General features: G+C 56.9%; 21 protein-coding genes and 1 tRNA gene. 7 read left to right on the forward strand and 15 right to left on the reverse strand.

Annotation, left to right across the window (positions count from 1 at the left end; genetic code table 11):
- Window positions 1-11 precede the first annotated feature (11 nt).
- Complete coding sequence (locus tag FMN52_RS18855) at window positions 12-1,301, reverse strand: M18 family aminopeptidase (RefSeq protein ID WP_148610157.1); 1,290 nt, start codon at window positions 1,299-1,301, stop codon at window positions 12-14.
- 121 nt (window positions 1,302-1,422) lie between these two features.
- Here FMN52_RS18855 and FMN52_RS18860 point away from each other — a divergent pair, with 121 nt between their 5' ends.
- Both FMN52_RS18860 and FMN52_RS18865 read left to right on the forward strand, forming a co-directional pair.
- Window positions 1,423-1,908, forward strand: a complete 486-nt coding sequence (locus FMN52_RS18860; RefSeq protein ID WP_148610158.1) for a hypothetical protein — start codon at window positions 1,423-1,425, stop codon at window positions 1,906-1,908.
- A 107-nt stretch (window positions 1,909-2,015) separates the two neighbouring features.
- The gene (locus FMN52_RS18865; protein WP_148610159.1) at window positions 2,016-2,624 is read left to right on the forward strand and encodes an outer membrane beta-barrel protein; all 609 of its coding nucleotides are present in this window, start codon (window positions 2,016-2,018) and stop codon (window positions 2,622-2,624) included.
- 108 nt (window positions 2,625-2,732) lie between these two features.
- Here the strand turns inward: FMN52_RS18865 and rlmKL are convergent, their stop codons facing one another.
- Window positions 2,733-4,907 carry a bifunctional 23S rRNA (guanine(2069)-N(7))-methyltransferase RlmK/23S rRNA (guanine(2445)-N(2))-methyltransferase RlmL gene (gene rlmKL, locus FMN52_RS18870; protein ID WP_148610160.1) on the reverse strand — a complete coding sequence of 725 codons (2,175 nt, stop codon included), beginning with the start codon at window positions 4,905-4,907 and terminating at the stop codon, window positions 2,733-2,735.
- A gap of 319 nt (window positions 4,908-5,226) precedes the next feature.
- Here rlmKL and rmf point away from each other — a divergent pair, with 319 nt between their 5' ends.
- Window positions 5,227-5,439, forward strand: coding sequence for a ribosome modulation factor (rmf, locus tag FMN52_RS18875; protein ID WP_148610161.1), 213 nt, complete (start codon window positions 5,227-5,229; stop codon window positions 5,437-5,439).
- Window positions 5,440-5,611: 172 nt separating this feature from the next.
- Here the strand turns inward: rmf and FMN52_RS18880 are convergent, their stop codons facing one another.
- A complete protein-coding gene (locus FMN52_RS18880; RefSeq protein WP_148610162.1) occupies window positions 5,612-6,631 on the reverse strand; it encodes a quinone-dependent dihydroorotate dehydrogenase in 1,020 nt (339 codons plus the stop codon).
- A gap of 409 nt (window positions 6,632-7,040) precedes the next feature.
- On the opposite strand from FMN52_RS18880, the gene FMN52_RS18885 reads away from it, so the two are divergent.
- Entirely contained in the window at window positions 7,041-8,201 is a 1,161-nt protein-coding gene (locus FMN52_RS18885; RefSeq protein WP_148610163.1) for a cation diffusion facilitator family transporter, read from the forward strand.
- A gap of 19 nt (window positions 8,202-8,220) precedes the next feature.
- On the opposite strand, the gene FMN52_RS18890 is transcribed toward FMN52_RS18885, so the two are convergent.
- Entirely contained in the window at window positions 8,221-9,720 is a 1,500-nt protein-coding gene (locus FMN52_RS18890) for a RimK family protein (protein WP_148610164.1), read from the reverse strand.
- A gap of 201 nt (window positions 9,721-9,921) precedes the next feature.
- On the opposite strand from FMN52_RS18890, the gene rimI reads away from it, so the two are divergent.
- Window positions 9,922-11,040, forward strand: a complete 1,119-nt coding sequence (gene rimI, locus FMN52_RS18895) for a ribosomal protein S18-alanine N-acetyltransferase (RefSeq protein WP_148610165.1) — start codon at window positions 9,922-9,924, stop codon at window positions 11,038-11,040.
- Here the strand turns inward: rimI and uvrB are convergent, their stop codons facing one another.
- Window positions 11,041-13,101 carry an excinuclease ABC subunit UvrB gene (uvrB, locus tag FMN52_RS18900; protein ID WP_148610166.1) on the reverse strand — a complete coding sequence of 687 codons (2,061 nt, stop codon included), beginning with the start codon at window positions 13,099-13,101 and terminating at the stop codon, window positions 11,041-11,043.
- Window positions 13,102-13,284: 183 nt separating this feature from the next.
- Between uvrB and FMN52_RS18905 the strand changes: the two genes are divergently transcribed.
- Together FMN52_RS18905 and FMN52_RS18910 are read left to right on the forward strand one after the other, a co-directional pair.
- Window positions 13,285-14,469 (forward strand): pyridoxal phosphate-dependent aminotransferase, encoded by a 1,185-nt coding sequence (locus tag FMN52_RS18905; protein ID WP_148610167.1) that lies wholly within the window; start codon window positions 13,285-13,287, stop codon window positions 14,467-14,469.
- 70 nt (window positions 14,470-14,539) lie between these two features.
- Window positions 14,540-14,615, forward strand: a tRNA-Asn gene (locus tag FMN52_RS18910).
- A 562-nt stretch (window positions 14,616-15,177) separates the two neighbouring features.
- On the opposite strand, the gene pyrF is transcribed toward FMN52_RS18910, so the two are convergent.
- The 10 genes from pyrF to serC form a co-directional block, all read right to left on the reverse strand.
- Entirely contained in the window at window positions 15,178-15,888 is a 711-nt protein-coding gene (pyrF, locus tag FMN52_RS18915; protein ID WP_148610168.1) for an orotidine-5'-phosphate decarboxylase, read from the reverse strand.
- A gap of 32 nt (window positions 15,889-15,920) precedes the next feature.
- Window positions 15,921-17,090 (reverse strand): lipopolysaccharide assembly protein LapB, encoded by a 1,170-nt coding sequence (gene lapB / locus FMN52_RS18920; RefSeq protein ID WP_148610169.1) that lies wholly within the window; start codon window positions 17,088-17,090, stop codon window positions 15,921-15,923.
- Entirely contained in the window at window positions 17,090-17,392 is a 303-nt protein-coding gene (locus FMN52_RS18925) for a LapA family protein (protein ID WP_148610170.1), read from the reverse strand. The genes lapB and FMN52_RS18925 overlap by 1 nt, the downstream gene beginning before the upstream one ends.
- A gap of 59 nt (window positions 17,393-17,451) precedes the next feature.
- Window positions 17,452-17,748 carry an integration host factor subunit beta gene (locus FMN52_RS18930; protein ID WP_008172061.1) on the reverse strand — a complete coding sequence of 99 codons (297 nt, stop codon included), beginning with the start codon at window positions 17,746-17,748 and terminating at the stop codon, window positions 17,452-17,454.
- 134 nt (window positions 17,749-17,882) lie between these two features.
- Window positions 17,883-19,577 carry a 30S ribosomal protein S1 gene (gene rpsA / locus FMN52_RS18935; RefSeq protein ID WP_008172063.1) on the reverse strand — a complete coding sequence of 565 codons (1,695 nt, stop codon included), beginning with the start codon at window positions 19,575-19,577 and terminating at the stop codon, window positions 17,883-17,885.
- 130 nt (window positions 19,578-19,707) lie between these two features.
- Entirely contained in the window at window positions 19,708-20,388 is a 681-nt protein-coding gene (gene cmk, locus FMN52_RS18940; protein ID WP_148610171.1) for a (d)CMP kinase, read from the reverse strand.
- Window positions 20,388-22,616 (reverse strand): bifunctional prephenate dehydrogenase/3-phosphoshikimate 1-carboxyvinyltransferase, encoded by a 2,229-nt coding sequence (locus tag FMN52_RS18945; RefSeq protein ID WP_148610172.1) that lies wholly within the window; start codon window positions 22,614-22,616, stop codon window positions 20,388-20,390. The genes cmk and FMN52_RS18945 overlap by 1 nt, the downstream gene beginning before the upstream one ends.
- 1 nt (window position 22,617) lies before the next feature.
- Entirely contained in the window at window positions 22,618-23,742 is a 1,125-nt protein-coding gene (hisC, locus tag FMN52_RS18950; RefSeq protein ID WP_148610173.1) for a histidinol-phosphate transaminase, read from the reverse strand.
- Window positions 23,743-23,786: 44 nt separating this feature from the next.
- On the reverse strand, window positions 23,787-24,884 hold the full coding sequence (pheA, locus tag FMN52_RS18955) for a prephenate dehydratase (protein WP_148610174.1): 1,098 nt from the start codon (window positions 24,882-24,884) through the stop codon (window positions 23,787-23,789).
- A 2-nt stretch (window positions 24,885-24,886) separates the two neighbouring features.
- Window positions 24,887-25,969, reverse strand: a complete 1,083-nt coding sequence (gene serC / locus FMN52_RS18960) for a 3-phosphoserine/phosphohydroxythreonine transaminase (RefSeq protein WP_148610175.1) — start codon at window positions 25,967-25,969, stop codon at window positions 24,887-24,889.
- Between the last annotated feature and the right edge of the window lie 8 nt (window positions 25,970-25,977).

Raw genomic sequence — 25,977 nt, forward strand, 5'->3', positions numbered from 1 at the left:
CGTTTGTGGCCTCAGAAAATCTGTTCGCGCTGCATGAATTCGGTCAACACGCGGAACAGAGTGAAACCATCCTCGGTGCCAATCAGTTCCCGAATAGAATGCATACCGAATTGGGGTACACCAATATCCAGTGTGGTCACACCCAGATTCCCCGCCGTCAGTGGCCCGATGGTACTGCCACAGCCCATATCACTGCGAACCACGAAGGTCTGATGCGGCAAACCCAGTTCGTCGCTGATGTGACGGTATACCGCTGCTGAGCGACTGTTGGTAGCGTAGCGCTGGTTGTGGTTAACCTTGATCACCGGTCCCTGATTGAGAATCGGCCCGTGATTCTCATCATGCTTATCCATGTAATTCGGATGAACGCCGTGGGCGTTATCCGCCGATACCATCATCGAGCAGGCGATAGCGCGAGCCTTGCCAGCGCCGGCCCAGCGGTCAAGAACCGCTGTCAGGAACGGCCCCTGGGCGCCTTCGGCCGACATACTGCCAACCTCTTCGTGATCGTTACAGACCAACAGCGCGGCCTCATCACCAGAGGTTTTAAGCAACGCCTGGAGACCGATATAACAGCTCAGCAGATTGTCCAGGCGGGCCGACGCAATGAAATCGTCACGCAACCCCACAAACGAGGCCTCACGGGCATCATAGAAGCTCAGCTCGTACCCCAGAACCTTACGAACACTGATTCCGGACTCGGTCTTGACCTGTTGTGAGAGCAGATCAACAAAGCTGGTCGTGTCGCTTTCCGGAACCTGCATCAGAACCGGCGGCAGGTCAGTCTGGGGGTTGACCGTCCGATTGCTGTTGGCTTCGCGGTCCAGATGAATGGCCAGGCTCGGAATAAACGCGATTGGCTTGCGAAAATCTACCAGGGTGTCCCGCACCTTGTCGTCTTCGTCCAACACAGTCACCCGGCCAGCCAGGGAAAGATCCCGATCAAACCAGGGATTCAACAGCACGCCACCGTAGACCTCAACACCCAGCTGGAAAAAGCCCTTGCGGCGAAGCTCCGGGTTCGGCTTGACCTTCAGGCAGGGGCTATCGGTATGAGCGCCCACCATTCGGATTCCTGAGGTGGTAACCTCTTTGCTGCCGGTACGGAAGGCGACGATCGAGGAGCCGTTGCGGATAACGAAATAGCCCTGTTTGCTGGCCAGTGACCAGTCTTCCCGTTCGTCCAATTCCTGAAACCCGGCCGCAGTCAGCCGCTGCTTCATGGTTTCGACCGCATGCCAGGGTGTCGGGGAAGTGTTCAGAAACTTCAATAAATCTTTGTTAAATTCAGCGTGTTCCATGATGTCCCTGATTAAAAGATAATTGCTTCAACAGTATGGCATGAAGCCGTAAAGCCTCATACTGGGTCAGTGGACATTCCCTATAACCGGGTCACAAATCAACCACCACCGGGAGCCCAACGTGCCTGCACCGAGATTTCTCGACATTGAATATTGCCAGACCGATGACGCCCTGTTCCCGACCGCCATGGCCTGGTCGCTGGAAGACGGCCGAATGAAAACCGTGGTGATCGCCCCTTCCGATGACTGGCTTCCGGAAGACGGTGATCTGGGTGATGTCGATCTTCTCTACCTCGAAGAACAGGGCGTGCCCCTGATCGAACTGGCCCGAGAACTGCACCAGGACTTGCCAGACCAGACAGTTTTCGTGGACGGCCTTGATCCGGACGAGATTCTGGTGGACCTGATCTTCACTGCCGTGGCACAGGAGGCGCCATTCGAAATCGCTCCCATAAGCGAGCTGATCTCCGGCCTGGACAGTGAAACACTGGAAGACCGCCGGCGTCAGCTGCTGTTCGAAGAGAGCCTGGAACCCCAGCTGCCGGAAAACGGCGTCTACGCACTGCTATTGATGGCCCGGGAAGAAGGCCTGTTCGACGAGGACTGAGCAACGGACAGCACTGACAGGGGGAAGTGTGACACGGGTCGACGTAACAAACGGTTACACGAGGCAGAATCAGCCCGTATTCGCTCACGTCAGGAAGCCCGATAACAATGAACAAGGTTGTGCGAACGTCGCTCATCTTCCCGCTTGCCCCTGCCCTGCTTCTCGCCTCCCAGGCCGCTATAGCCCAGGAGACCCCAAGGGCAGAGAAACACTATATCGGCCTGCTGGCAACCACATACAACCACCGCACCATCGGTGAAAACACCCAGGAAACCGCTTGGGGCACTGGCGGAACACTGGTGGTGGGTGGTCATATAACCGATCTGTTCCACGCCGAGCTGCGGGCCGGTGGTGGCTTCAAAGACGCCGAGGTCCCGAACAGTGACCTGACCCTGAGCGTAGACTACTACGCCAGCTGGTACATGGGCCTGCACTACCCGATCACCGACTACGCCAACCTCTACGGCCAGTTCGGCTTTTCCTACATCCACGGTGAAGGCGAGATCAGCGATCCCGCGAACGACCGCAACAAACCCTACCTGGATCTCGAAGGCGAGTTTCCGGACAGCGGCTTCAGCGTAAGCTGGATTGCCGGGCTCGACTTCGAAGTTTTGGACGATACGTTCCTGGTGTTCGAGGGCGGCAAGCTCTTCGAAGACACCGGAACGGATGTAAATACCTTCCAGTTTTCCGGTGGCGTGCGCTACGAGTTCTAAGATGTAGGTCGGATTAGCGCAGCGTAATCCGACAATCTGCTGATACTTGATGCCAATGATTACTTGTCGGATTACGCTGCGCTAATCCGACCTACTATTCGATAGTGGTTACGCCTTGTGGCGAATATGCCAGCACCGGTGGATCCGGGCGTTGCGCTGAAAATCCTTGTCCAAGGTATCCCGGGTGACCTCGGCAACTTCAAACTCACTTTCCAGCGCCTCATCCAGTTTGAATCGCCGGAAGTTGTTGGAAAAGATCAGCAACCCGTCGGAACTCAACCTTGCCATGGCCTGCCTGACCAGCGTCGGATGATCCTTCTGGATATCCAGAACGCCGGCCATACGGGCAGAGTTAGAAAAGGTCGGAGGATCCATGAAGATCAGGTCAAACCGTTGGTCCGCCGTTTTCCGGTCTGCCAGCCAGGCCAGACAGTCCGCCTGCTCCACCCGATGCTTCTTGGGATCGGCTCCGTTCAGGGCCAGATTTTCCTCGGCCCAGCCGACGTAGGTCTTTGACATATCCAGGCTCAGGGATCGGCTGGCGCCTCCAACCACGGCATGCACAGTAGCCGCGCCGGTATAGCAGAACAGATTCAGAAAGCGCTGGTTAGCCGAGTGTTGCTGAATCCAGCGCCGCACCGGCCGATGATCCAGAAACAGACCGGTGTCCAGATAATCCTTGAGGTTTACCTTCAACACACAGCCGTGTTCGTGAACCTCGAAAAACTCGCCGCTGGCGGCCTGCTTCTCATACTGATTGGTACCCGTCTGGCGCTGACGCTGCTTACACACCATGTCTTCCCGCTCCACTCCCAGTGCTTCGGGAATGATCGCAAGGGCTTCGGCCAGGCGTTCACGGGCGGAGCGCTCGTCCACCGATTTCGGGGCCGCATACTCCTGCACGTGAACTCGCCCCTCGTAAATGTCGATCGCCAGGGCAAACTCCGGCATGTCAGCATCATATAAACGGTAGCAACCAATGCCCTGCTTTCTAGCCCACTGGCCAATGGCCTTCATATTCTTCTTGAGCCGGTTACGGAGCATGGCCGCACGCTCTTCGTTGGCAATACGTGGGGTAACCTCACCGGGGATGTCGGGTGCCCTCGGCGTCATGGCGCTGACGTCATTGATCTCGAACAACAGCAATTGCGCCGGCAGCTTGCCGTTGAAAAGCCGATATTGCTTGTAGCTTCTCAACCCGATGGATTTACCGAATTCCGGCGCCCCGGTGAACACACCGAGGCGCCAGCCTGGAACACTGCGTTTCACCGCGTCGCCCAGGGCCTGGTACAAAGCGCCCAATTCCCTGCGCTCACTCAATCGCTCACCGTATGGCGGATTAGTCAGCACAAGCCCCTGATCGGACCAATCCCCCTCCAGTTCCAGGGCGTCGACCGCGCGAGCCTCGACGTGGACAACACTCTCCAGCCCGGCTCTCTGGATGTTTTTCCGGGCCGTCTCGATTACGCGGCTGTCCTGGTCAAAGCCCGCCAGTCTCGGGATTCGTCCGTTTTTACCCTCATGGGCGCGGCGTTCCGCTTCCTGGCGCAGGGACAACCAGAGCTCCGGCTGATGACCGGGCCATTTCTCGAAGCCGAACCGTTCCTGCTTGCGGCCGGGCGCCATGTCCAGAGCCATCATCGCAGCTTCAACTACCAGGGTGCCTGACCCACACATCGGGTCCAGGAAATCGCCGCCGGCCGCGGCAATCTCCGGCCAGCCTGAGCGCATCAGCAATGCCGCAGCCAGGTTTTCTTTCAGTGGTGCTATACCTTTATCCGTGCGATAGCCGCGCATGTGCAGGCTGTGACCACTAAGGTCGATTCCCAATGACAGACGACCCCGATTCAGACGGGCCGAGACAATCACATCCGGATTCTTTGCATCGACCGAAGGTCGGGGGCCACCGTTGGCCTGGAACCGGTCTACGATGCCATCCTTTACCCGTTGCGCGCCGTATTGAGTGTTCCGGATTGCCTCGTTCTGACCCAGGAAGGTCACCCGGAAGCTGCCATGCAGCGGGATATGCTGCTGCCAGTCCATGTGTACAACGCCGTCATAGAGTTGGTCGCCGCTGTTGGCATCCACTTCGTCAATGTGAAGGATCACCCGGTTGGCGAGACGCGACCATAGACAGGCGCGATAACCACCCTCCAGGGAACCTTCCACCCAGACCCCGGCCGGGGCATTGCGTACGGTATCCAGACCAAAGGTGCTGAGCTCGTCCGCCAGTAGGTATTCCACTCCCTTCGGGCAGGTTACGAAAAATACAGATTTGGACAAGTTCAACTCCTGGTTCCTGGACGGCTTGAGGTAAGTTTCCGAAATAAGGGCTATTCCGAAAATCGCAGTAAAATTTTTAGTTCATATAACTATAAAAAAAGCGTCACATAGATGAAATAATTAGTGTACATCCGCTAAAGGTTCGACTTACCTTGTAAGTGACGCGTCGTTCCGGAAGGGTGCAAACCTTCCGTTAACAGGATCCTGACTGCTCTGGCTTGAGCTGACAATAGTGGGTTATCCCGGAGCGGATAACACTGGTCGCAGCCACTGCAGATGTGTACACGCTTGTTCTGTTAATCCATTAGTGAGGAACGGCATGAAAAGACAGAAAAGAGACATGTACGCTCGTGCATTCAAGCGGGGTTATCTCGCTGGCGTGTCCGGAAAATCCAAAGACAGCTGCCCGATTGAACAGGCGGAAGTTCGCCAGGAATGGCTGAACGGGTGGCGAGAAGGCCGCACAGATCAATGGGAGGGCATGACCGGCGTATCCGGCATCCACAGACTGGCCAACGTTACGACGGCGTGACGCCTGAACTAACCCCGAATCTTAATCTGATCTTTTTCTACACAAAATGAAGCAGTACTCAGAGAAACCCAAACGGGGCCTCCCGCCCCGTACCATGCGATGATACGCCACGGGGTTCATTCCCCGCTCGGGCCCGCTAAGCGGGCCCACCTTCGTTATGGGGCACAGCAAATCACTTGACGTGCCGAATCGCCTCAACCGCCTCTTTAATAAGCTCAGGCCCACGGTAAATAAATCCGGTGTAGATCTGGACCAACTTGGCACCGGCACGAACTTTCTCTGCCGCGCTCTCGCCATCGGTAATGCCGCCAACACCAATAATCGGCAGCGATTCCCCCAACTCGGCGTAAAGCCCTCTAATGACCCTGAGAGATGCTTCGCGAACCGGCGCTCCACTAAGACCGCCAGCTTCATCTGCATGTGTATGGCCCGCCACCGCATCACGACTGATGGTTGTATTGGTCGCAATGACGCCATCCAGCCCCGTCTCCCTCAGTGCAGATGCCACAAAGCGGATACCCTCATCGTCCATGTCCGGAGCAATCTTAACCGCCACAGGCACATACCGGCCATGCTGCTTCTCGCACTGGAGCTGTTCGTCCTTGATGGCCTCCAACAGGCCCTTCAGGGAATCCCCAAACTGCAGATCCCGAAGACCCGGGGTATTGGGTGAGGACACGTTCACCGTGATGTAGTCAGCCCGTGAGTAAACCGCCGATATTCCTTTCCTGTAATCCGACTCGGACTGATCGTTGGGCGTATCCTTGTTCTTGCCAACATTGATTCCCAGCACACCCCTGTAGCGACGGTTATCAACCCGGGCCAGCAGGTGATCCAGCCCCTCATTGTTGAAACCCATTCGATTAATGATGGCCTGGTGTTCCGGCAGCCGAAACATCCGCGGCTTGGGGTTGCCGGGCTGCGCCAGAGGCGTCACGGTACCGACTTCAATAAACCCGAAGCCGAGGGCGCCAAGCGCATCGAGGTGATCGGCGTTCTTATCTAGACCTGCAGCAAGCCCGACGGGGTTCGGAAAATCCAGCCCCATAACATTCACTGGCAATGAATCTATCTTTGGTGAAAAAGCGTTCAATACGCCTAATCGGTGCGCAAGATCCAGACCATTCAATGCAACATTGTGAGCCTGCTCCGCTGGAAGGCGGAAAAGCAGATTGCGGATAACGCCGTACATCTGAAAAAACTCCCCTGATCCAAGTGGGCGGAGTATACCGGAAGTTTTCCACAGCATCCCGGGATAGAACCAAATCAGCTGTAAATGACTGTATCATGGCACTCTCATGACCTTTTCCACGGAATCTGTGGATAAACCTGTTGAAAATCGCGGGGCAACGGTTGCCATCCCTTGATAACTGCGCCAATCTACAAATTGATCATTTTTTAACCAGTTATTTTTATGTTTATTTTCAATGGTTTATATATTTTTCTCCTGACTGTCGACAAATACTAAACAAAATGTTACCCAGTCATCGTTCTGCAATGATGTGCATAAATCACTTGAAATCCCCTCTTTTAGCCGCCCCTGCCAAAGCCCGTGGGAATAACGTTATACTGACACCTGTCTTCTGATCTGGAGCGCATCAATGCAAGAGCCGATTTCCCCCGCCCAACAGCACCGGGACAATCTCGCGGGCGAAATGAAGGCGGCCTCGCGCGTCACCATTATCGGAATGATTCTCGATGCCGTACTCGGGTTCATAAAAGTCATTGGTGGTGCTCTTTTTAACTCCCAGGCCCTGCTGGTGGATGGCATTCACTCCTTTACGGATGTCGCCTCTGATCTGGTTGTTCTTGGCGTCATGAAGGTATCGCGCCAGGAGCCGGATGACGACCACCCCTACGGCCATCAGCGAATCGAAACCTTTGGCACTCTGGTTCTGGGCAGCATCCTGATTGCCGTTGGCGCCGCCCTGGCCTGGGAAAATACCCTACGCCTGATAGAGGGCGGCGTGGATACCGTGCCTGGCTGGCCGGTTCTGGTGGCAGCTGCCGCATCTGTTGCGGGCAAGGAATGGATTTTCCGATACACACGCCATGTCGGTCTGAAGATCCGCTCGGACCTGATTATCGCCAACGCCTGGCACAGCCGTACTGATGCGTTCTCCTCTGTCGTGGTTCTGGTGTCCACGGCCGGCGCCATGCTCGGCATGGTCTGGCTAGATGTGTTCGCGGCGGTGGTGATCGCAGGCATCATTATCCATATCGGCTGGAAGTTCACCTGGGACAGCGTCAAGGAGCTTGTGGATACCGGCCTCTCCCAGGAGGACACGGAGATGCTCAAGAGTATCGCCCGGGACACAGACGGAGTGCGCAACGTGCACGAACTTCGCAGCCGTCGTATGGGGCACGACATTCTGCTGGATATTCACCTGGTGGTTCGCCCGGAAATCAGCGTATCGGAAGGGCATCAGATCGGCATGCAGGTTGTCTCGGGAATGCGGGATGCCCTGGACAACATCCGGGACATCAACTTCCACATCGACGCCGAAAACGACGAAGATCAGCCGCTGACCTCCGAGCGCCTGCCCTCCCGTGAAGACATCCGGGCCATCCTGGCCAGACACCTGGGAGAGTTGCCGCAACACAGCCGGCTCCGGCTGCACTATCTGAAAAACAAGGTGCATCTGGAGCTGTTCCTGGACAGCCCCGAGGGTGAAACCGTCTTCTCATCCTCAAACATCAGGGAAGAGCTCAATGATTACCCCTGGTTTGGGAGTGTCCGGGTCTGGGTGGCCGGCCCCTGAAAGCCGCCGGCCATAGAGCCTAGCGACGCCTGTTCTCTTCCATCCTTGAAAGAAACTCCTGCATGATCAAGGTGTAGAGCTCGCCCCCCAGGAAGCGGTCTTCCACGCCCGCATCAATGCTCGGGTTGTCGTTGACTTCGATGACGGCAACCCGGTTGCCTGACTGCTTGATATCCACACCGTAAAGCCCGTTGCCGATCAGCCTGGTGGCATTCAGGGCCGCCTGAATGACATTTCTTGGCACCTCATACGTGGGCATGGTCTCAAAGCCACCGCTCTCACTCTCGGATTCGCCGTGCTGATAGATCTGCCAGTGGCCTTTCACCATCATGTACTTGCAGGCGTAGATGGCCCGGCCACCAAGCACACCAATACGCCAGTCATAATCGGTGTACAGATATTCCTGGGCCAGGACCAAAGCCGACTGTTTGAACAAGTCCCTGAGACCGGCACGGAGGGTTTTCTCGTCCTCCGCCTTGGTAACGCCTCGGGAAAACGCGCCATCCGGAATCTTGATGACCACCGGGAAGCCCAGTTCACTAATGACCTGCTCGACAGCATTCTTCTGATCTTTTGACAGAATCAGGGTCTTGGGCGTGGGAACCTTATTGTTCTTCAAAAGATCAGCAAGGAAGACCTTGTTAGTGCACTTCAGGATCGATACCGGGTCATCAATAACCACCATGCCTTCAGCTGCCGCTTTGCGAGCAAAGCGGTAGGTATGGTGATCAATGGCGGTGGTTTCCCGGATGAACAGGCCATCGTATTCCGGCAGCCGCATATAATCCCGGCGGGTAATCTGCTCAACGTTTATGCCCAGTTTACGGCCGGCCTTCTCGAAGCGCTTCAGGGCAACCTTGTCGCTCGGCGGCATCTCCTCATCGGGGTTCACCAGCACAGCCAGATCATAGCGGTAACGGCGTCGGGTCCGTGGCTTACGCCACACCATGCTGCTGAAGCGATCCAGGGCGGCTGCGAACACGTCCTGTTCCTGTTCGCCGAGATCTGCCGGAGCGGCGGGTCTCATGGACTCGATCTGCCACTGCTTGCGGCGCTTGAAGACAATCTCAAGAATCGGGCATGGGAACCGCTCGAACAGTGCCCGGGCGACCGGTTTGAGATCCGGATGTTCAGCCTGGCCAAAGTAGGTCCGAATCCGGACTTCATGGGTGGCCTCACGCTCGTCACTGGCAGGATCAATCGCCGAGCCTGCCGCTTCCAGCCAGTTGATGACGCTTTCATCAAGCTCTTCCAGCTCAAGGGAAAACAGCCCTTTGCGGCCAAGATCATTGAGCGTCATTACCGAAGGCACCACGTGGTGGCCACGGGCTTCAGCCAGGAGTGAGCAGTAATAGCCCTTGCTAAGATATCGGGCGCTTTGGCACAGGTTGATGACCCTTACCCGGCTGGCAGGCGGAGCTGAGAACTGGAGGTACTGATCAAACGTCAGCACATCCTCACTGGGATAATAAGGCGCCCAGTCTTTGGCGCGGTCCACTACGATAAGCAATCGGGACATTAAAGGCATTCCTCCCTGAAAGGTCTTGCCTGAGGTAATGGCAGCCACAATACGCCGGTCACGATATCTGCACAATCGACGAATAATGCGTGCTTTTACGCATCCTTGCGGTCTTTGCGTTACCCCTACTCTCACCCATAATAGCCGGATACGGGAAGCCCACCAGCATGCCCTCAAAGCTCTTCTCAAGGCCGCATCTCAATGCCTGACTTCCAGCTCCGACAAGCCACCAGCAAGGATCTCGACGCACTGGTCTCGCTTGAAAACCGGTGCTTCACTGAAGATCGTCTTTCAAGGCGGAGCTTTCGTCGTTTTCTGGAAATGCCCAGAGACCGGTTGATTGTGGGCGAGGCCGATGGCGAACTGGTGGGTTACTGCCTGGTTCTGATGAGCGCTGCCACCCGGCTCGCCCGGATTTACTCCATTGCGGTGTCACCGGCTGTTCGGGGCCAGGGTGTGGGCGAAAGATTGGTACGGGAGGCGGAATCGGAGGCGGTGGACGCTGGCCGTATCATCATGCGTCTGGAAGTGCGCGAAGACAACAAAGGCGCCATCAACCTCTACCAGCGCCTCGGCTATCGCCAGTTCGGCACCTACCGGGACTATTACGAAGACCACGGAGACGCCCTTCGCTTCGAGCGACGGATCCTGTTCTATGAGCCTTCGAGAGAATTCCCAGCGGTTCCCTACTACCCGCAGACCACGGACTTTTCCTGCGGACCCGCGGCGCTGATCATGTCGATGGCGGCTCTGGATGAGCATCAACCACTTACAACCCTGGAAGAACTGAGAATATGGCGGGAAGCGACCACCATATTCATGCTCGCCGGCCATGGAGGGTGCGGTCCACATGGCCTTGCGCTATCGGCCTGGAATCGCGGTTTTGAAGCCAGCGCCTGGATCAGCATGGAAGGCGCCCTGTTCAAGGATACGGTCCGCAACGAGGACAAGAAGCGGGTTCTGGAACTCGTTCATGAGGGCTTTCTGCACGACATCGGCCAGACCGGCATTCAGCTACACCATGACCCGCTGACCCTCGAAGCGATGGAAGAAGCCCTTCACGAAGGCAGAATTCCGGTCATCCTGATCAGCACCTGGCAACTGAATCGCAGCCGCGTTCCCCATTGGGTCACCGTCTGCGCGATCGATGACCAGTTCGTGTACCTGCACGACCCGGAAATCGATGCTGAACTCGGCGAAACCGTGGCTGACAAACAGTACCTGCCGATCGACCGGCGGGTATTCAGCCAGATTTCCCGCTATGGCAGAAACCAGCCATTGCAGGCCGCAGTCATCGTGGGACCGAAACGACCAACCTGATTACCCTGTCCGCAGAGCCGCCTCTTTCAGCTCGGCGATATCATCTCGCAGGCGGGCGGCCGTTTCGAAATCCAGTTCGGAAGCGGCCTTGTACATTTCATCCTCGAGCCGGGACACTTCCTTGAGGACTTCCTCCGGAGACCGATTGCCAGCCTTGGCCCGATACTGTTCCGCCTCTTCGGCTGCTTTCTGCCCCGGGCGTTCGGCCTTGCGACGGCCACGACCGCCACCTCCTGCACCTTCCATGATGTCGGCAATCTTCTTGTTCAGGCCCTGCGGGGTAATGCCCTGCTCCAGGTTGTGAGCTTCCTGCTTGGCCCGGCGGCGTTCCGTTTCATCAATGGCCCGCTGCATGGAACCTGTAATCCGGTCACCGTAGAGAATGGCCTTGCCGTGAACATTCCGCGCCGCACGACCCATGGTCTGGATCAGTGAGCGCTCGGAGCGCAGGAACCCTTCCTTATCAGCATCCAGAATGGCCACCAGCGAGACCTCTGGCATGTCCAGACCTTCCCGCAGCAGGTTGATACCCACCAGCACATCGAATTCCCCTCGCCGGAGGTCCCGGATGATCTCCACCCGCTCTACGGTATCGATGTCCGAGTGCAGATAGCGAACCTTGATGTCGTGTTCCATCAGGAAGTCGGTGAGATCCTCGGCCATACGCTTGGTCAGCGTGGTCACCAGAACCCGTTCCTTCACTTTCACCCGCGTGTGGATTTCCGAGAGCAGATCGTCCACCTGGGTAGACGCGGGACGCACTTCGATTTCCGGGTCCAACAGGCCGGTGGGGCGCACCACTTGTTCCACCACCTGACCCGCATGCTCGGCCTCGTAAGTGGACGGGGTTGCGGACACGAAGATCATCTGCGGCGCAATTCGCTCCCATTCTTCAAACTTCATGGGTCGGTTATCCAGCGCCGATGGAAGGCGGAAACCGTACTCAACAAGGGTTTCCTTCCGGGACCGGTCGCCCTTGTACATGGCGCCGATCTGGGGAATGGTCACATGGGATTCATCAACCACCAACAAGGCGTTGGGTGGCAGGTAATCAAACAGTGTCGGTGGCGCCTCACCGGGTCGGCGACCGGAGAGATAACGCGAGTAGTTCTCGATGCCGTTGCAATAGCCCAGTTCCAGCATCATTTCGATGTCGTACCGGGTTCTCTCTTCCAGTCGCTGCGCTTCCACCAGGCGGTTGTTATCCCGCAGCTGCTGCAGACGCTCATCCAGTTCCACCTTGATATGCTCTACCGCATCCAGCACCGTCTGCCGGGGCGTCACATAGTGGGATTTCGGGTAAATGGTTACCCGAGGCACACGGCGAAGGACTTCACCGGTCAGAGGATCAAAATAACTGAGATTTTCCACCTCATCATCGAACAGCTCGATGCGGATGGCTTCCTTCTCGGATTCAGCCGGGAATACATCGATCACATCGCCCCGCACCCGATAATTGGCCCGGTGAAACTCGACATCGTTCCGGGTGTATTGAAGCTCGGCCAGGCGACGAAGAATGAAGCGCTGATCGATCTGATCACCCCGGTCCAGGTGCAGCATCATTTTCAGATAGGACTGGGGATCACCCAGGCCGTAGATCGACGAAACCGTCGCCACAATGATGGCGTCCGATCTCTCCAGCAACGCCTTTGTGGCAGACAGACGCATCTGCTCAATGTGCTCGTTGATCGAAGCGTCTTTCTCGATAAACGTGTCCGACGAGGGCACATAGGCTTCAGGCTGGTAGTAGTCGTAATAGGAAACGAAATACTCTACCGCGTTGTCGGGAAAGAATTCCTTGAACTCACCATAGAGCTGGGCCGCCAGTGTCTTGTTGTGGGCCATGATGATGGTTGGCCGCTGGATCTGCTGGATAACATTGGCGATGGTGAAGGTTTTACCGGAGCCGGTTACCCCCAGCAACGTCTGGTGTGCCAGACCGGAGTGGATACCATCCACCAGTCCCTCGATTGCCTTGGGCTGATCGCCCGCTGGTTGGAACGGTGAATCAACCTGGAACACACCCTCTCTGGCGGAAACGTTTGCCTGAATACTGGCCATAACTGGCGGAAACCTCCGGTAAAACCGATGCGGGGCCGAAACAGCCCCTACCATTTGAGAAATTTAGCGATACACTGGCTTCATGATACCATCAGTGCGATCGACGGCTGGGCGAAAATCAGCCAGAAGCTCTGGCACCCGGCGGTCGCAGCCCTATCAGACGCAGCTTTAAGGAGCGCAAGTTTGGACCTTCAACTTTCCAGCCGAGTACAGGCTATCAAGCCCTCTCCCACCCTCGCAGTCACCAACAAGGCCGCGGAACTCCGCGCAGCGGGCCAGGACATTATCGGCCTGGGTGCCGGCGAGCCGGACTTCGACACACCTGATCACATCAAACAGGCAGCCATTGAAGCCATCAATAACGGCCAGACCAAATACACCGCGGTCGATGGTACGCCAGCCCTGAAAAAAGCGATTATTGCGAAGTTCAAACGGGATAACGGCCTGGATTACGAAGCCAACCAGATACTGGTAAGCAGTGGTGGCAAACAGAGCTTTTTCAACCTCGCACTTGCCACACTGAACCCGGGTGACGAAGCCATCATTCCGGCGCCCTATTGGGTTTCCTACCCGGACATGGTTCTGGTGGCCGAAGGCAAACCGGTCATTATCGAAACCGGCGCTGAAACCCGCTTCAAGATCACCCCGGAACAGCTGGAAAACGCCATTACCGAGCGTACCCGCCTGTTCGTGATCAACAGCCCCTCGAACCCGAGCGGCATGGCCTACACCCTGGAAGAATTGCAGGCCGTCGGCGAGGTGCTGAAGAAGCATCCGAACATCATGATCGCCACCGATGACATGTACGAGCCGATCCTGTGGACCGGCAAGCCTTTCTGCAACATCCTGAACGCTACGCCCGAGCTGTATGATCGTACGTTCGTGCTGAATGGCGTGTCCAAGGCCTACTCGATGACTGGTTGGCGTATCGGCTACGCGGCTGGCCCGGCGAAAATCATCGGTGCCATGAAGAAGATCCAGTCCCAGAGCACCTCCAACCCGGCCTCCATCTCCCAGGCGGCAGCACAGGCTGCCCTTGATGGCGATCAGGGCTGCGTGGGCGAGATGGTCAAGGCATTCAAGGAACGCCACGACTGGCTGGTAGAGGCCCTGAACAAGCTGCCGGGCGTTGAGTGTCTGACCGGTGACGGAACCTTCTACGTGTTCCCCAGCTTCCATGGCGCCATCGACGCCGATTCCAGCGTCAGCACCGACGTTGAATTTGCCGAGAAACTGCTGACCGACGCTGGTGTGGCACTGGTGCCTGGCTCTGCCTTCGGCTGCCCCGGCCACATGCGCCTGAGCTTCGCCACCAGCATGGACAACCTGGAAAAGGCTATCGAACGTCTGCAGAAAGCGCTTGGCTAAAAAGTTCTGGCCAGGGGTTGACGGGGCGGTATTGCCAACTTAATATACGCGCCTCGTCACACGACGACGTTCCCCGATAGCTCAGTTGGTAGAGCAACGGACTGTTAATCCGTTTGTCGCTGGTTCGAGCCCAGCTCGGGGAGCCACTATTCTGAAAACCCGCTAATTCTTTGAGTTAGCGGGTTTTTTATTGCCCTCTTTTTTTGCATTACGTTTTTAACCACATCTTAGGCGGTGATGCATACTCCTGCCCTAGCCTGTTTCATTCGGGGCTGGTGGTGTGGGGTCGCCCTCCCAAAAACCGCTACGAGCACGTCCATGTGCGCTTGACTGTGGCCATCCATGGCCACAGACATTTTTGGGAGGGCGACCCCACACCACCGATCTAGAATTCAAAGAGATATTCACGAGATATTTGCTGAGTTTCCGCAAGGTACCTAAGGATATGCAACTTGGATTTGCACAGACATGTAGGTCGGATTACGCTGCGCTAATCCGACCTACACCCGCCTTTGTTTTTCAGGAATAGGCGGTCAACTGAAAGGTCCAAACGGGACAGCTGGCAGGGCTTTCCAAAACTGTAGAGGGCCATGGACGGCCCGAAACAAGCGCACACGGACGTGCTTATAGCGTGTTTTGGAGAGCCCTGCCAGCTGTTCCTGCCACCATTACTCAAAGGCTGGGTCAGGATTCGAAGCCCGGATAGAGCTAGAGTCCTATCACCTCTGAGTGAATCGCCTCCAAGGCAGCCAGAGGGTCCGGCGCCTGGGTGATCGGACGGCCAATCACGAGGTAGTCGGAACCGGCTTTGAGGGCATCTGTGGGCGTCATGATGCGCTGCTGATCGCCTTTATCGGCAGTCAACGGACGGATACCCGGTGTGATCAGCTTGAAGTCAGCGCCCTGCTCTGCTTTGAGCTTCGGTGCCTCCTGCGCGGAGCAGACGACGCCGTCGAGGCCGCAGCTTTTCGTGAGGGTTGCCAGGCGTGAGACCTGCTCCTCTGGGGAATCGGAGATGCCGATGCCTGCCAGATCGTCGGCGGTCATGCTGGTGAGGACGGTGACGGCGATCAACAGCGGGCGATCCGCGCCAAAGGCTTCCAGGCGCTCCCGGCAGGCGGTCATCATTTTCTCGCCGCCAGAGGCATGAACGTTCACCATCCAGACACCGAGGTCGGCGGCGGCTGCAACTGCCGCCGATGTGGTGTTCGGGATGTCATGGAATTTCAAATCCAGAAACACTTCGAATCCACGCTTCTGCAACCCCTCGACCAGTTGCGGGCCGGAACGGGTGAACAGTTCTTTGCCAACTTTCAGGCGGCATTTGGCCGGATCCAGCTTTTCTACCAGCTCAAGGGCCGGATTCTGGGAGGGAAAATCGAGGGCGACGATAATCTTGGGATCGTTAGCGGTTTGCACGTTCACTTGTCCTGCGGAAATTCGGTAAAGGTTTATTCGGCTTCAACACCCTGGATCGGGCGAACGGTTTCCCATTGTTTGCAGCTCGGGCACAGCCAGTGCAGCTGACGACCAGAGAAGCCACAACTGACACAGCGATAGACCGGACGGTTGGCCAGTATCAGATGGCCAATGCGGCTCACCAGCCTGCCCTCATCGGTGGTCATGCCTTTTTCGTAGCCGGCCATTTCCACCAACCTCAGCAAACCACGGACGCTCGGGCGTGTTTCCAGCTCCTTTCTGAGCAAGTCGATGGCTGCCGGTCGCCCCGAGGCGCGCTCTACGGATTCCACGAGGGCCAGCAGCAGGCTGGTACTCGGATAGCTTTCGTAAAGCTTGCGCAGCTTCTTCGCCAGCCGGCCAATATCGCCATGTTCGTGCTCTAGCTTCATCAAGCGATCAATCGCTTCCGGCCCGAACTCGGCGTTCTGGTCAAACACTTTCAGGCATTGGTTGCCGGCCTCGCGATAACTGCCCTGACGAACCAGAAGCTTCATCAAAATCAGGTTGGCCCGCACGCAGGAGCGATCATATTCGAGTGCTTCCTTGGCCAGTTTCTGGGCGGCCCAGCGGTCATCCTGCTTCAGGGAAACCTCTGACAACTCGCAGGTCAGATAGGCCAGAACCTTGAACATCGCAGGGTCGGCATCGCCTCGGGTCAGGGTCCGTGCGACCTCTGCAGCTTTCGCCCACTCCTTCTCTTGCTGGTAAAGGTCAATCAGCTGCTGGGAGGAATGCCGCCCGTACTCCTTGTCGCCCATCAGCTGGTGCAGCAGCGCCTCGGCGCGGTCAAGTAAACCGGCATTAAGGTAATCCCTGGCGAGCTCCAGGGTTACCTGTGGCGAGAAACGTGGGGGCAGCTCCGGCCTGGCCAGCAGATTCTGGTGGATCAATATAGCCCGGTCTGTTTCCCCCTTATTGCGGAAATGACTACCAATGGAGAGGTGCAGACTGACAGTGTCCTTATTGACCGCAAGGGACTGGACGAAGTTCTCAACAGCCTGATCTGAGTAGTTGGTGAAAAGGAACTGGAGACGATCCTTCACCGATTCCTCATCGGAAATCGCTTTGCCGGATCGGTTGTCATTGCTTCCCAGCCGGCCTACAAGCCAGCCAACGGCGACTGCAACTGTCAACAGCAGCCACTGAAGTACCATATCCATTAAAGAGTCCGGTCGTTCTGGGCCCTGGATTTCTCCAATGCCTGCTCGGCGCGATCAAGTCGTTTTTGAAGGGTTCGCCGGGACACCGAGGTGCGGACAGTGGCCAGCATGGTTATCAGCACGCCAACGAGGGCGCCGACAACGAATGCCAGGATAATCCAGACGGCTACACCATGAGGCTGGGTTTCAAACAGCAGGAAGTTGAGGGAAACTGCCATTTGATTGTTGAGCGAGAATACCAATGCCAGCAGAACCAGGACCAAAACCAACAGAATAATGAGGATCTTCTGCAATCCTGCCATAGCAATAGCACTCCCAAAGGGCTTTTATGCCCGAATTATACGCGTTCCCTGAGCAGCTGTTAAAAGCCTTTCTTCAAGCTGTCGTTAACCTGCTCTCTCAATTCTTTGCCGGGCTTGAAGTGCGGCACATACTTGGCTGGCAACTGAACAGCCTCACCGGTTTTCGGATTGCGCCCGGTACGCGCGGCCCGGTGATGAAGGGAAAAACTGCCAAATCCCCGGATTTCTATTCTCTGGCCATCGGCAAGCGACTGGGACATGTGCTCGATGATGGTTTTTACAGCCAGCTCGACATCTTTAACGGAGAGCTGAGTCTGCTTGGAAGCAATCAGCTCGACCAGTTCGGACTTCGTCATGAGGCGTTTCCCTCTTTCATTTTTATTCGGCCGTCGGTTACCGGATTCCCATGACTACCTAGTTTAGCCAAACCAGAAAAAAACACAAAAAAAACGGGCTCTTAGAGCCCGTTTTTTTCGTACCAACCGGAGTATCAGTCCTTGTTGGCGTTTTGCTGCTGCATCTGCTCCTTGATGAGATCACCGATGGTGGTCGCACCAGAAGAAGTTTCCGCAGTTTTGGTCCGCACGTTTTCCAGTGCCTGCTTGTCGTCCTCAACATCTTTGGACTTCACAGACAGGTTGATGATGCGGTTCTTGCGGTCGATGCTGATGATCTTCGCTTCAACTTCTTCGCCTTCCTTCAGCGCGTTGCGTGCATCTTCAACACGGTCACGGCTAATTTCAGAGGCTTTCAGTACTGCTTCAACTTCGTCGTTCAGAGCAATGGTAGCTGCCTTGGCATCAACTGCAGACACGGTGCCCTTAACAATGGAGCCCTTGTCGTTCAGCTGTACGAACTCGGCGAACGGATCGCTCTCGAGCTGCTTGATACCCAGGGAGATACGCTCACGCTCCGGATCAACAGACAGGATAACGGTTTCAACTTCGTCACCCTTCTTGTATTCACGAACCGCTTCTTCGCCAGTCTCGTTCCAGCTGATGTCAGACAGGTGAACCAGGCCGTCGATGCCGCCATCCAGTCCGATGAAGATACCGAAGTCAGTGATTGACTTGATCTTACCGGAGATGCGGTCGCCCTTGTTGAAGTTGCTGGAGAAATCTTCCCACGGGTTGGATACACACTGCTTGATACCCAGGGAAATACGACGACGCTCTTCGTCGATATCCAGAATCATCACGCCAACTTCGTCGCCCACCTGAACAACTTTGGACGGGTGGATGTTCTTGTTGGTCCAATCCATTTCGGAAACGTGAACCAGACCTTCAACACCTTCTTCCAGCTCAGCAAAGCAGCCGTAGTCAGTCAGGTTAGTGACACGTGCAGTAACCTTGCTGCCTTCCGGGTAACGACCCTTGATATCAACCCAGGGATCTTCGCCCAGCTGCTTCAAGCCGAGAGAAACACGGTTGCGCTCACGGTCGAACTTCAGGACCTTAACGCTGATTTCGTCACCAACATTAACGATTTCGCTCGGATGCTTGATGCGCTTCCAGGCCATATCGGTAATGTGCAACAGGCCGTCGACACCGCCCAGATCTACGAATGCGCCGTAGTCGGTCAGGTTCTTGACGATACCCTTGATTTCCATACCCTCGGTCAGGGTTTCCAGCAGAGCTTCACGCTCGGCACTGTTCTCAGCTTCCAGAACGGCGCGGCGGGAAACAACCACGTTGTTACGCTTCTGGTCGAGCTTGATAACCTTGAATTCGAGTTCTTTGTTCTCCAGGTGCGCGGTGTCGCGAACCGGACGAACGTCTACCAGCGAGCCAGGCAGGAAGGCACGGATACCGGCCAGATCGACGGTGAAACCACCCTTGACCTTACCGTTGATGATACCTTTAACCACTTCCTCAGCTTCGAAGGACTTCTCGAGTACCTTCCAGGCTTCTGCACGCTTGGCCTTTTCACGGGACAGACGTGTCTCACCGAAGCCGTCTTCAACAGCGTCGAGAGCTACATCGACAACGTCGCCGATAGCAATTTCCAACTCGCCTTTTTCGTTAAGAAACTGGGAGGCGGGGATAACGCCTTCGGACTTAAGTCCGGCGTTAACGGTGACCCAGTCGTTATCGACGTCAACAACGGTTCCCTGGACGATGGAACCTGGTTGCATGTCAATTTCTTTTAGGCTTTCTTCAAAAAGATCCGCAAAGCTCTCGCTCATTATGAGTCCTATATGATCAACGCAAGTGTACTCCGTGCCACCAGCAACACGGTCTGTTAACAAGTTCCGGATTAAGCCTGTGGCTGGCAGATAGCGCTACATCCGGCATTTCAACGACAAAAAGGTGTAGTCAGGCCTGACCTACTGCGGCCATACACCTGCCCAACACCTCTTCAATACTCAACCCCGTAGAATCAATGACTTGCGCATCATCTGCGGGTTTGAGAGGGGCTGCGGAACGGTTCATATCCCGTTCATCACGAACCCGTATCTCCTCTAAAAGGGCGTCAATATTAACATCGACACCTGCGTCCTTCAACTGGCTATAGCGCCGCTGAGCCCTCTCCTCGGCGCTTGCCGTCAGGAAGATTTTTACCGGCGCATCCGGAAACACCACCGTTCCCATATCACGGCCATCGGCTACCAGGCCCGGCGCCTGCCGAAAGTCGCGCTGGCGCTGCAACAGGGCATCCCGAACCGGCTGCATCACAGCCACCTTTGAAGCGTTGTCGCCTGCCGATTCTGTACGTATATCTGCGGTCACATCCTGTCCGGCCAGAATGACTTTCACCGGCTCGCCTGCCGGCGTGGGCTCGAACGCCACATCCAGTCCGGCAGCGACTTTTACCAGACCAGCCTCATCGTCCAGGGAGACACCCTGATAAACCGCGGCCAGCGCCGTCAGCCGGTACAAAGCGCCGCTATCAAGCAGGTGCCAACCCAACTTTCGGGCCAACATCTGGGTAATCGTGCCTTTGCCGGCCCCTCCGGGACCGTCTACGGTGATCACCGGCGCACTGATCGTTGCCATTATTCAGCCCCCTCGGCTGAGATATTGATTCCCGTACCTTGCGCAAGTTCCACAAATCCCGGGAAAGACGTGGCCACATTGGCGCAATCGGTAACCGTGATCTCTCCCTTGGCGCGCAGTGATGCCACTGCGAACGACATGGCAATCCGGTGGTCGCCATGACTGTTCACGGTACCGCCGCCAATGGTCTGACCGCCATCAATAATGATGCCGTCGGGCGTTACGGTGCTTTCCACACCCAGAGCGGCCAGGCCGTCTGCCATTACCTGGATACGGTCACTCTCCTTGACCCGAAGCTCTTCTGCACCCCTAAGAACCGTTCGGCCGTTGGCGCAGGCTGCAGCAACGAACAGCACCGGGAATTCGTCGATGGCCAGAGGTACCTGATCTTCAGGAATATCGATACCCTGCAGCTCCGCCGAGCGGACCCGCAGGTCAGCAACCGGCTCGCCACCGATTTCACGCTCGTCCAGAACTTCTATGCTGGCGCCCATCTGGTTCAGGATGTTGATCACCCCGACCCGGGTCGGGTTCATACCGACATGCCGCAGCACCAGATCGGATTCCGGGGCGATACTGGCCGCGACCAGGAAAAAGGCGGACGAGGAAATATCGGCAGGCACATCAATGTTGGTCGCCGTCAGTCTGCCGCCACCGCTGACACTGGCTGTCGCGCCATCCCGGTGGACGTGGTAGCCAAAGCCCGCCAGCATCCGCTCGGTATGATCGCGGGTGGGAGCCGGCTCGGTCACCGATGTACTGCCTTCGGCGTAAAGGCCAGCCAGCAGGAGGCAAGACTTCACCTGGGCACTGGCAACCGGCATTTCGTAATGAATACCCGACAACTTCTGGCCGCCCCGGATTTTCAGTGGTGGACGACCACCTTCTGCGGTGTCAATCACAGCACCCATAGCTCTCAATGGGTCGGCAACCCGCCCCATCGGGCGACCGGACAGGCTCGCATCGCCGGTCAGCTCAGAATCAAAGGGCTGGGCCGCCAGCAATCCCGCAAACAACCGCATGGCCGTTCCGGAGTTACCCAGATACAAAGGACCTCTTGGCGCCTGCAGCCCGTTCATCCCAACGCCGCGGATGCGCACAAAACCGTCGTCCGGCCCCTCGATGGTGACACCCATATCCCGGAACGCCTGAAGCGTGGCCAGACTGTCCTCACCCTCCAGAAACCCTTTAACCTCGGTCACGCCGTCAGCCAGCGCACCCAGCATAATGGAACGGTGCGACATCGATTTGTCGCCGGGCACCCGGATATCACCGGTAATCGCGCCACCGGGCTGAAGACGGAACGTTACCTGCTTTTCACTGTTGTTTGTCACGTAAGCCTGTCCTGAAAGCATCTTCGAAAAATGTTCACGCGCCGCTTTGGCGCGACTGAAAACCCGCAACAATGTGGCACTGTCCTGATTGGCGATGGCAGTGCGCAGTTGTTCCAGATCGTGGGTGAAGTGGTCTATCACACGCAGAACCGCATCGCGGTTCGACAGAAAGATATCGTGCCACATCACCGGATCACTGGCCGCAATCCGGGTGAAGTCCCTGAAGCCGCCGGCGGCATAGCGGAAGATATCCATGTTCTCATCTTCACCCGCGAGGGTATCCACTAGAGAGAAAGCAATCAGGTGCGGCAAGTGGCTGGTAGCTGCCAGCACCTCATCGTGATACGCCACCGACATGGTCAGAACCGTGGCACCGCAGCCCTCCCACAACTCTCTCAGACGGGCAAGGTGTGGCTGACTGACGTCGTCCGGCGGCGTAAGAATGACCTTGTGGTTGGCGAACAGCTCGGGATTGGCCGCCCGAATGCCACTTTTCTCGGAACCGGCAATGGGATGGCCGGGAATAACCCGGGGCGACAAGCCGCCGAATACGGCCTCAACATCGGTTACGAAACTGGATTTGGTGCTACCGACGTCGGTGAGTATCGCGTCCGGCTCCAAGGCCGGGCGAATCTCTTCAAGAACCGCGCGGGTTGCCCTTACCGGAACGGCAAGCACAACCAGGTCCGCACCACGAACAGCGTCAGACACCGTCGACGCCGCCTGATCGATCACACCCAACTCTATGCCGAGTTGCAGTTCCTCGGTGCGCTGATCAGCGCCAACAACGGTGCCCGCCAGCCCGTTACGCCGGATTGCACAAGCCAGGGAGCCACCGATCAGCCCCAGACCGATGACCGCCACCCGCTCAAACAGAGGCTCGGAAGACGCCATATCAGTCGCTGAGCCCCGACGCGGTCAGGGCCTGGGCCAGAGCCTCGATAAAGCGCTCGTTTTCTTCCGGAAGGCCGACAGTCACCCGAAGATGTCGAGGCATGCCATAGCCCGCGATGGGCCGGACAATCACACCGTGAGCCAGAAGGGACTGGTACACGCCCATGGCCTGCTCCCCCACTTCCACGGCAACAAAGTTCCCGGCGGACGGAATGTAGCTGAGCCCCATCCGGTCGAATGCTTCCTGCAACTGACGCAAACCGGCCGTATTCACATCCCGGGCACGCTGGAGGTAGTCCTCATCGTCCAGAACGGCAGTGGCCGCAGACAGGGCAACGGTATCCACGTTGAACGGCTGACGCACTCGGTTAAGGATGTCTGCAATGGCCGGGGAGCTGATGCTGTACCCCACCCGCAGAGCCGCCAGCCCCCAGGCTTTGGAAAACGTGCGGCAAACGATGAGATTCGGGAAGCGGGCCAACAGCTCGACACCATTCGGGTATTGAGCACCGGTCAGGTATTCGCAGTAGGCCTCATCCAGGACCACAAGCACGTTCTCGGGAATCTTTTTCAGGAACGCCTCAATGGCGTCCGCCGTGTGAACAGTACCCGTAGGGTTGTTCGGGTTGGCGACAAACACCAGGCGAGTGCGATCGGTAACCGCTTCTGCCATGGCATCCAGATCGTGCCCCCACTCCCGGGCAGGTACAGACACACCCTTGGCGCCGATGGCCTGGGTCACCAGGGGATAGACGGCGAATGCGTACTGGGAGAAAACAACTTCGGAATCTGCATCGGCGAAACAACGGGTAATCACTTCCAGTACATCGTTGGAGCCGTTACCAAGGGTGATCTGATCCATTCCCACGTTCAGACGCTTCGACAACGCCTGTTTGAGATTGAATCCGTTACCATCAGGATACAGACAAAGCTCGGATAGCGCCTGCCGCGCAGCCGACAGAGCTTTTTCGCTGGGTCCCAGCGGATTTTCGTTGCTCGCCAGCTTGATGATCTCTGCCGGATTGAGGCCAAGTTCACGGGCCAGCTCTTCAATCGGCTTGCCCGGCTGGTAGGGTGAGAGCGCCTGTACGCCGCGAACCGCCAGGCTCTGGTAATCAATAGCCATAAATCGTCCTCGACACTCTTTGCTCAAAACGCAGGTGCAGATACTTACAGAACGCCAATCGGGTAGGACCCCAGACGCTTGAGTTCAACCGCTTCGTCGTCCACTTCTGCCAGCACTTTACGAACCTGTTCGTCTTCCATGTGCCCCTCGAAATCGATGTAGAACACATAGGCCCAGGTACCACTCGGCGAGGGCCGGGTTTCAATCCGGGTCAGACTGAGACCATGACGATGGAACGGCTCGAGGAGCTGATACAGGGCCCCCGGCTTGTTCCGCATGGACACCAGGATCGACGACTTGTCGTGACCACTGGCCGGCACTTCCTCCCGGCCAATAATCAGGAATCGGGTGGTATTGTCCGGGCGATCCTCAATGCTGTTCGCCAGCTTTTGCAGGCCATAGAGCTCGGCGGCCATATCACCGGCAATGGCCGCCGTGCCAGGCTCCTCGGCTGCGCGCCGGGCGGCTTCTGCATTGCTTGAGACGGTAACCCGCTCGATGCCGTAGCGATGGGTATCGAGCCACTGGCGGCACTGGGCAAAAGACTGCTGATGGGAATAAATCCGGGTGATCTCCTGGTCGCCATGCTTCGGAGACACCAACAGGTGATGGTGAATCCGCAGCTGAACCTCCCCGCAGATCTTCAGCGGCGAGGACATGAACATATCCAGGGTGTGGTTGATCATACCCTCAGTAGAGTTTTCGACCGGCACCACGCCGTAATGGGCTGCGCCGGATTCCACCTCCCGGAACACCGCATCAATAGCCGGCAAAGGCACACTGACCACCGAGTGACCAAAATGCTTGAGCGCTGCTGCCTGGGTGAAGGTGCCAATTGGCCCCAGGAAGGCAATGTGCATGGGCTTTTCCAGCGCCAGGCAGGCGGACATAATCTCTCGGAACAAACGGGCCATTTCCTCACCGGACAGGGGGCCGGGATTCTGTTCCTTGATGCGCCGAAGCACCTGCGCTTCCCGCTCCGGGCGGTAGAAGAAGACGTCCTGCCCCGGATTGGCGGCCATCTTGACGTGGGCCACTTCCTGGGCACAGGCGGCCCTGGCACTGATCAGCTCCATGATCTTCTGATCAAGCTGATCGATCTCGTCCCGCAGCTCTCCGAGCCGAACCTGCTCGTCACTCATGATCAGCCACGCTCCTTCGCAAATTCGGTCATGTAATCAATCAGCGCATCGACACCTGCTTCCGGCATCGCGTTGTAGATGCTTGCACGCATCCCGCCAACCGAACGGTGGCCGGCGAGGTTCAGCAGGCCACGGGCATTGGCACCCTTCAGAAATTCGCCATTCAGGGCATCATCCGCCAGTGTGAAAGGCACGTTCATCCAGGAGCGGAAGCGCGGGTCGATCGGGTTAGCGTAAAACTCGTTGGTATCAATGAAATCGTAGAGCTTACGGGCTTTGCGCAGGTTGATCTCACCCATCGCCTTCACCCCGCCCTGCTCCTTCAGCCACTTGAACACCAGACCAGCCAGATACCAGGAATAGGTGGCCGGCGTGTTGTACATGGAACCGTTATCCGCAATGACCTGATAATTCATCATGGTCGGGGTCTCTTTTCGGGCCTTGCCCAGGAGATCCTTGCGAATAATGACCACCACCAATCCTGAGGGACCAATGTTCTTCTGCGCGCCAGCGTAAATCATGCCAAACCTGGAGACATCTACCGGCCTCGACAGCATCGACGAGGACATATCGGCAACCAGCGGCGTGCCAGGGCTCTCGGGAACAAAGTCGAACTCCAGACCACCGATGGTCTCGTTGGGCGTGTAGTGCAGGTACGCCGCATCGGCACTGGTCTGCCAGGAAGACTGGTCCGGAATCGTGGTAAAACCACTGTCTTCCGAACTCGCCACCACGTTCACATTGCCGTAGCGACTGGCCTCGGCAATGGCCTTCTTGGACCAGATGCCGGTGTTCACGTAGTCAGCAGAGCTTTTCTCCCCCAGCAGATTCAGAGGAATGGTGGAAAACTGGCTGGACGCCCCACCCTGCATAAACAGAACGGCGTAGTCGTCAGACACGCCGGCCAGTTCACGCAGATCTTTTTCTGCAGTTTCGGCAATCTGAACAAACTCGTCACTGCGATGGCTCATCTCCATCACCGACATGCCGGTACCGCGCCAGTCGAGCATTTCATCCCGCGCCTGACAAAGCACGCTCTCCGGCAAGGTGGCCGGACCTGCACAAAAGTTATACGCCCTGCTCATGATGCTGC

It is taken from the genome of Marinobacter sp. BW6, assembly GCF_008107725.1.
Classification (GTDB): Bacteria; Pseudomonadota; Gammaproteobacteria; order Pseudomonadales; family Oleiphilaceae; genus Marinobacter.

Excerpts from the sequence above, each read along its gene's own strand:
- FMN52_RS18855 (WP_148610157.1), bottom strand. The coding sequence starts at position 1,301 with ATGGAACACGCTGAATTTAACAAAGATTTATTGAAGTTTCTGAACACT.
- FMN52_RS18865 (WP_148610159.1), top strand. The coding sequence starts at position 2,016 with ATGAACAAGGTTGTGCGAACGTCGCTCATCTTCCCGCTTGCCCCTGCC.
- rmf (WP_148610161.1), top strand. The coding sequence starts at position 5,227 with ATGAAAAGACAGAAAAGAGACATGTACGCTCGTGCATTCAAGCGGGGT.
- FMN52_RS18880 (WP_148610162.1), bottom strand. The coding sequence starts at position 6,631 with ATGTACGGCGTTATCCGCAATCTGCTTTTCCGCCTTCCAGCGGAGCAG.
- FMN52_RS18885 (WP_148610163.1), top strand. The coding sequence starts at position 7,041 with ATGCAAGAGCCGATTTCCCCCGCCCAACAGCACCGGGACAATCTCGCG.
- FMN52_RS18890 (WP_148610164.1), bottom strand. The coding sequence starts at position 9,720 with ATGTCCCGATTGCTTATCGTAGTGGACCGCGCCAAAGACTGGGCGCCT.
- rimI (WP_148610165.1), top strand. The coding sequence starts at position 9,922 with ATGCCTGACTTCCAGCTCCGACAAGCCACCAGCAAGGATCTCGACGCA.
- uvrB (WP_148610166.1), bottom strand. The coding sequence starts at position 13,101 with ATGGCCAGTATTCAGGCAAACGTTTCCGCCAGAGAGGGTGTGTTCCAG.
- lapB (WP_148610169.1), bottom strand. The coding sequence starts at position 17,090 with ATGGATATGGTACTTCAGTGGCTGCTGTTGACAGTTGCAGTCGCCGTT.
- FMN52_RS18925 (WP_148610170.1), bottom strand. The coding sequence starts at position 17,392 with ATGGCAGGATTGCAGAAGATCCTCATTATTCTGTTGGTTTTGGTCCTG.
- FMN52_RS18930 (WP_008172061.1), bottom strand. The coding sequence starts at position 17,748 with ATGACGAAGTCCGAACTGGTCGAGCTGATTGCTTCCAAGCAGACTCAG.
- rpsA (WP_008172063.1), bottom strand. The coding sequence starts at position 19,577 with ATGAGCGAGAGCTTTGCGGATCTTTTTGAAGAAAGCCTAAAAGAAATT.
- cmk (WP_148610171.1), bottom strand. The coding sequence starts at position 20,388 with ATGGCAACGATCAGTGCGCCGGTGATCACCGTAGACGGTCCCGGAGGG.
- FMN52_RS18945 (WP_148610172.1), bottom strand. The coding sequence starts at position 22,616 with ATGGCGTCTTCCGAGCCTCTGTTTGAGCGGGTGGCGGTCATCGGTCTG.
- hisC (WP_148610173.1), bottom strand. The coding sequence starts at position 23,742 with ATGGCTATTGATTACCAGAGCCTGGCGGTTCGCGGCGTACAGGCGCTC.
- pheA (WP_148610174.1), bottom strand. The coding sequence starts at position 24,884 with ATGAGTGACGAGCAGGTTCGGCTCGGAGAGCTGCGGGACGAGATCGAT.
- serC (WP_148610175.1), bottom strand. The coding sequence starts at position 25,969 with ATGAGCAGGGCGTATAACTTTTGTGCAGGTCCGGCCACCTTGCCGGAG.